This window comes from Microbacterium hibisci, assembly GCF_015278255.1.
GTDB lineage: Bacteria > Actinomycetota > Actinomycetes > Actinomycetales > Microbacteriaceae > Microbacterium > Microbacterium hibisci.
On sequence record NZ_JADIJC010000010.1, the window covers coordinates 135,614 to 141,849 of the forward strand.

General features: G+C 72.1%; 6 protein-coding genes. 1 reads left to right on the top strand and 5 read right to left on the bottom strand.

The window, feature by feature from the left end; genetic code table 11:
* Window positions 1-13 precede the first annotated feature (13 nt).
* The 3 genes from IM770_RS16540 to IM770_RS16550 are packed head-to-tail and all read right to left on the bottom strand — an operon-like array spanning window position 14 to window position 1,946.
* Window positions 14-382 carry a hypothetical protein gene (locus tag IM770_RS16540; RefSeq protein WP_203582255.1) on the bottom strand — a complete coding sequence of 123 codons (369 nt, stop codon included), beginning with the start codon at window positions 380-382 and terminating at the stop codon, window positions 14-16.
* Window positions 379-1,266, bottom strand: coding sequence for a tRNA pseudouridine(55) synthase TruB (truB, locus tag IM770_RS16545; RefSeq protein ID WP_203582256.1), 888 nt, complete (start codon window positions 1,264-1,266; stop codon window positions 379-381). Before truB ends, IM770_RS16540 begins: the two co-directional genes overlap by 4 nt.
* Window positions 1,266-1,946, bottom strand: a complete 681-nt coding sequence (locus IM770_RS16550) for a nucleoside/nucleotide kinase family protein (protein WP_203582257.1) — start codon at window positions 1,944-1,946, stop codon at window positions 1,266-1,268. The genes truB and IM770_RS16550 overlap by 1 nt, the downstream gene beginning before the upstream one ends.
* Window positions 1,947-2,316: 370 nt before the next feature.
* On the opposite strand from IM770_RS16550, the gene IM770_RS16555 reads away from it, so the two are divergent.
* Window positions 2,317-3,183: an HhH-GPD family protein gene (locus IM770_RS16555; protein ID WP_307785490.1), complete on the top strand. Its 867-nt coding sequence runs from the start codon at window positions 2,317-2,319 to the stop codon at window positions 3,181-3,183.
* 69 nt (window positions 3,184-3,252) lie between these two features.
* Here IM770_RS16555 and rbfA read toward each other — a convergent pair whose 3' ends face one another.
* Window positions 3,253-3,687, bottom strand: a complete 435-nt coding sequence (gene rbfA / locus IM770_RS16560; RefSeq protein ID WP_203582258.1) for a 30S ribosome-binding factor RbfA — start codon at window positions 3,685-3,687, stop codon at window positions 3,253-3,255.
* 64 nt (window positions 3,688-3,751) lie between these two features.
* A partial coding sequence (gene infB, locus IM770_RS16565; protein ID WP_203582259.1) for a translation initiation factor IF-2 occupies window positions 3,752-6,236 on the bottom strand: 2,485 nt, incomplete at its 5' end.

The following is a 6,236-nucleotide window of genomic DNA, read 5'->3' on the forward strand; positions in this document are numbered from 1 at the left end:
GAGTTTAGTTCCGCTACGCCACCTGGAGCGTCCAGATCACCTGCATGCGCCACACCATGACCGCGATCGAGAGGGCGGCGATGCCCATGATCACGGTGCTCCAGCGACTGCGTTCGAGCAGCGCCCACGCCACGGCGGCGAACGGCAGCAGCACGGCGGAGATCAGGTAGACCCAGAACTCGAGCAGGCTTCCCGACGGCGGGTTGCCCACGAACGGCGCGATGATCGCGACGACCACCTGCACGAGCAGCAGAAGTTCGACGAGCGCGAGCGAGCCGACCGTCCAGTCGCTCGGGCGACGACCGGCGAGTCCGGCGACGACGCAGAACATCCCGGCCGCCACGGCGACGACCACCTGCGCGATCGTGAACCACAGGATCATCGGGGCGCCTCCTCGGGCATATTCATGGTGCTCTTCACGTCGGCGCCGCGTCGCCCGACGATGCCGACGAGACGGCCGTCGGGGTCGATCGCGGCGGTCGGGTCGGCGGGCAGCCGCGCGGCGGCCCCCACGAGCCGCTTGCCGTGGCGCAGGTCGCGCGCTTCGTCGGCGGTCACATCCAGCCGCCCGAGCACGGCGGCCGCGGCCGCGGCCGGCTCCCGGAGCGGCGCGTCGGCGATCGCGTCGATCGCGGCGGCGCCGGAGACCTCGAACGGTCCGATGCGCGTGCGACGGAGCGCCGTCAGGTGGCCTCCGACGCCGAGCGCGGCGCCCAGGTCGCGCGCGAGCGACCGGATGTACGTGCCGCTCGAGCAGTCCACGACGACGTCCAGGTCGACGACCGCGCCGTCGCGCCGCTCGGCGAGCACCTCGAACCGCGACACCGTGACCTCGCGCGCCTTGAGCTGCACCTCCTCCCCCGACCGGGCGAGGTCGTACGCCCGCCGCCCGTCGACCTTGATGGCCGAGTAGGTGCTCGGAACCTGCGAGATGAGGCCCGACAGTGCCGTGATCGCCTCGGCGATCGACGCGGACCCGACGGACGAGGCATCCGTCGTCGCCACGACCTGCCCGTCGGCGTCATCGGTGTCGGTCGACACGCCCAGTCGGATCGTCGCCTCGTACGTCTTGTCGAGGCCGACCACGAACGTCAGCAGGCGCGTGGCGCCCTCGACGCCCAGCACCAGCAGCCCGGTCGCCATCGGGTCGAGCGTGCCGGCGTGCCCGATCTTGCGCGTGCCGAGCGCGCGTCGCGCGCGCGCGACGACGTCGTGCGAGGTGATGCCGCCGGGCTTGTCGACCAGCAGGATTCCGGGAGCCGCCATCAGCCGCGCCCCACGATCCGCGGTCGTCCGAGATCGGAGTTGTCGACGATGACGGATGCCGCGCCCCTGGGCCGCGCCTCCCGCAGGTAGATCTCCTGCCCTTGCCGGTAGCGGGCGTTGGACGGGGCATCGGGGTCGGGGTCGGAGCCGTCGCGGAGTGCCATGCGCGCGTAGGCGGTCTCGAACGGCACCTCGAGCCAGACCGAGGCGTCCCACAGGTCGCGCAGCTCGTGCCGGTGCAGGAAGATGCCGTCCACGACGAGCAGCGCGTCCCGCGGCGCCGTGACCCACTGCGACTCGACGGGCGCGTCGCGCCCGACATCGAAGGCCGCCAGCTGGAATCCCGTGGTGCCCGCGGTCTGCGCGCCGTCCCGGAACGGGTCGATGAGCACGCGCCGGAAGGTCGCGTAATCGTACGAGTCGCGGTAGAAGCCCTCGGGGCTCTGACGCCCGCGCACGTACCTCTCGGCCCGGGGCCGGTGGAAGCCGTCGATGCTCGCCCGGAACACGGCGTCGCCGGTCTCGGCGAACACCTCCGCGAGTCCGTCGGCGAACACCGTCTTGCCCGCTCCGTCGAGCCCGTCGATCGCGACGACCACGCGGCCGGCCCGGTAGCGCCGCCGCACGCGATCCCGCAGTTCGCGCCACAGCGTCGTGGTCGGCGTGACGGGAAGGCGCATGCTTCCAGCCTACGGCGCGCGCCTGTGTCGTCTCGTCCGCGCTCTGCCCCCGCCCCGCCGCCCGGTCACAGCCCGCAGGGAGCGGCGGCGGATCCGAGGAGATCTGGGTGCAAGAGGATCGCTGGCGTTCACGCCATCCCCTGTCCATGTCACCCGCCAAGTCTTCTGCGTGCTGGTGCCGCAATCGCCGGCCCGCAGCCCATCCGGGGGCAGACCGCCCGATGAGCTCCCTGGGGAGGAGGGGCGGCGGCTTCACACGAGAGGACATCTGCCGGCGAGAGGACGACCACGGCGAGTTCCTCCTCGCCGCCGCGGATCTCCCCTGGTGCGCAGGGGAACGCCGGCGCGGCCGGGACGTAGGGTGGAGCGCGTGTCCGATCTCGCCGCTCCCCTGGTCGAGTGGTACCGGCGCAACGCGCGCGACCTGCCGTGGCGGCGACCCGAGTTCGGGGCCTGGGGCGTCCTCGTCAGCGAGTTCATGCTCCAGCAGACGCCGGTGAACCGCGTGATCCCGCATCTCGAGGCCTGGCTGACGCGGTGGCCGACACCGGCCGATCTCGCCGCGGCGGCACCGGCCGACGCGGTGCGGCAGTGGGCGAACCTCGGGTATCCGCGCCGGGCGCTGTGGCTGCACAGGGCGGCGGTCGAGATCCGCGATCGGCACCACGGCGCCGTGCCGCGCGACGTCGAGGACCTCCTCGCGCTCACGGGCATCGGCGACTACACCGCGCGTGCCGTGGCGGTCTTCGCCTACGGCGACCGCCATCCCGTGGTCGACACCAACACGCGGCGGGTGCTCGCGCGCGCGCTCGGCGGCAGGTCTCAGCCCGGCCCTCCGTCGCGGCGTGATCTCGACGCGATGGCCGCCCTGCTGCCGGAGGACCGCGACACGGCGGCGATCGTCAACGCCGCGGCGATGGAGCTCGGCGCCACCGTCTGCGTCGCCCGCATCCCCCGCTGCGACGCGTGCCCGCTCAGCCACCTGTGCGTGTGGCGCGCGTCCGGGTACCCCGACACCGGCGACGAGCGCCGCAAGCAGGCGCGCTACGAGGGCAGCGACCGGCAGGCGCGCGGCGCGGTTCTCAAGACGCTGCGGGATGCCGCGACCCACGCGGTGCCGCTGGCCGAGGTCGTGCCCGATTGGCCCGACCCACGGCAGCGCGACCGGGCGATCGACTCGCTGATCGCCGACGGGCTGGCCGAGGCATCCGCCGGTCTCCTGAGGCTGCCCGCCTGACGCGAGGCGCTGCCCGCAACCGGCCGCAGGACGAAGAAGGGCGGGCTGACAGGCAGCCCGCCCTTGCACTCACTCTTCGTCGTCGAGCTCGCGCGGCTTGACGTACGGGTCGGCGTCGCCGGCGTACGACGCGCTCGATGCGATGCCGGCGACCGCCTGGTCGCGCTCGCGCGCCTCGCGCAGGAGGTCCTCGATGTGACCCGCGTTCTCGGGGATCGCATCGAGGATGAACTCCAGCGACGGGGTCAGCCGCACGTTGAGGTGCTTGCCGACCTCCGAGCGCAGCATCCCGGTCGCCGCCTTGAGCGCCTTGGCGGATGCTTCACGCTCCTCGGCGGAGCCCAGCACCGTGTAGAACACGGAGGCGTGCTGGAGGTCGCCGGTCACTCGCACGTCGGTGATGGTGACGAATCCGAGCCGAGGGTCGCGCAGACCCTTCTCGAGACGCTCGGCGAGGATCACCCGGATGCGGTCGCCCAGACGGGCCTGACGTTCCGAAGGCATGATGCTGCTCCTTTCGAAGCGTGAGGGACGCCCTGACCGACAGGGCGCCCCTCACGTGCGCGACTTACGCGCGGGGCTTCTCGACCATCTCGGTGGTCTCGATCTCGTCGCCCACCTGGATGTCGTTGTACTTGCCGAGGCCGATACCGCACTCGAAGTCCGTGCGGACCTCGGTGACGTCGTCCTTGAAGCGGCGCAGCGACTCGATGGCCAGGCCGTCGGCGATGACCACGCCGTCGCGGATGACGCGCGCCTTGGCGTTGCGCGTGATCGTGCCCGACCGGACGATGACACCGGCGATGTTGCCGAACTTCGAGGAGCGGAACACCTCGCGGATCTCGGCGACACCCGACTGGACCTCTTCGTACTCCGGCTTGAGCAGGCCCTTGAGCGACTGCTCGACGTCGTCGATCGCGTTGTAGATGACCGAGTAGAACCGGACATCCACACCCTCACGGGCGGCGCGCTCGCGCGCCTTCGTGTCAGGACGGACGTTGAAGCCGATGACGATCGCGTTGTCGATCGTGGCCAGGTTGATGTCGGACTCGGTGATCGCACCCACACCGCGGTGGATGATCCGCAACTGGACGGAGTCGTCGACCTCGATCTTGAGGAGCGACTCCTCGAGCGCCTCGACGGCACCCGACACGTCGCCCTTGATGATGAGGTTGAGCGACTCGACCTTGCCCTCTTCGAGAGCACGGGTGAAGTCCTCGAGCGAGATGCGCTTGCGGGCCTTGGCCAGCTGCGCGTTGCGCTCCGCGGCCTCGCGCTTCTCGGCGATCTGACGCGCGGTGCGGTCCTCTTCGGTCACGATGAACGTGTCGCCGGCACGCGGCACCGAGTTGAGACCCTGCACCTGCACCGGGCGGGAGGGGAAGGCCTCCTCGACCGGGTCGCCGTTCTCGTCGATCATGGCGCGCACGCGGCCGTAGGCCGTGCCCGCGACGATCGCGTCGCCGACGCGCAGTGTTCCGGACTGGATGAGGACGGTGGCCACCGAGCCGCGTCCCTTGTCGAGCTTGGCCTCGATCGCGACACCGCGCGCGTCCTTGTTCGGGTTCGCCGTGAGGTCGAGCCCCGCGTCAGCCGTGAGCAGGACGGCGTCCAGGAGCTCCTGGATGCCGGTGTTCTGGCGCGCCGACACGTCGACGAACAGCACGTCGCCGCCGTACTCCTCGGCGACCAGGCCGTACTCGGTGAGCTGCTGGCGCACCTTGGCCGGGTTGGCGTCGGGCTTGTCGACCTTGTTCACCGCGACCACGATCGGCACCTCCGCCGCCTGGGCGTGGTTCAGCGCCTCCACCGTCTGCGGCATGATGCCGTCGTCGGCGGCGACCACGAGGATCGCGATGTCGGTCACCTGCGCACCGCGGGCACGCATGGCCGTGAAGGCCTCGTGACCCGGCGTGTCGATGAAGGTGATCGCACGCTCGATGCCGTCGTGCTCGGTCCAGACCTGGTACGCACCGATGTGCTGCGTGATGCCGCCGGCCTCGCCTGCGACCACGTTGGTCTGGCGAATGGCGTCGAGCAGTCGCGTCTTACCGTGGTCGACGTGACCCATGACGGTCACGACCGGAGGCCGGATCTCGAGGTCTTCCTCGTTCTCCGCCTCCAGCTCGGCCTCGAGGTCGAGACCGAAGCCCTCGAGGAGCTCCTTGTCCTCATCCTCGGGCGAGACCATCTGGATCTTGTAGCCGAGCTCGGCGCCGAGCACCTCGAACGTGGCCTCGTCGAGCGACTCGGTGGCCGTGGCCATCTCTCCGAGGTTGAAGAGGATCGTCACGAGCGTGCCGGGCTGCACGGTGTAGCCGCGCAGCGCCTCGAGCTTGTCCGCGAAGTCGGCGATCGATGCGCCACGACGCAGGCGGATGATCTCGCCGTTGCCCTTCTGGACGTTGACGCCGCCGACGACCGGCGCCGACCGCATCTCGAATTCCTGCCGCTTCGCACGACGCGACTTGCGCTGCTTCGACTTGCCGCCGCCCTTGCCGAAGGCACCGGCCGTGCCGCCGCCGGGACCACGGCCGCGACCGCCGCCACCGCCCGGGCGTCCGGCGAAGCCACCGGGAGCGCCCGCGCCGGGCGCGCCGGGACGCTGGAAGCCGCCACCACCGGCACCGCCGGGACGGCCGGGGCCGCCGGGACGCTGCTGGAACGGCGCACCGGGACGACCGCCGCCACCGGGGCGACCTGCGCCGCCCGGACGGGGAGCGCCGGGCCGCGGGGCACCGGGGCGCGGAGCCTGCGGACGCGGGATGTTGCCGGGGCTCGGGCGCTGGCCCATGCCCTGCGCCGACGCGAACGGGTTGTTGCCCGGGCGCGGACCGGCGGGACGCTGGCCCATGCCCTGCGAGGACGCAAACGGGTTGTTGCCGGGACGCGGGGTGCCGCCGGGACGCGGCGGCTGCGGCGTCGCCGCGGCCGGGCCGGGCTTCGGCGCGCCGGGCGTCGCCGGAGCGGCAGGCGCCTTGGCGGCCGGAGCCGCCGGAGCGGCGGGAGCCTTGGCGGCCGGAGCCTCGGGCGCCTGGGCCGCGGGAGCGGCG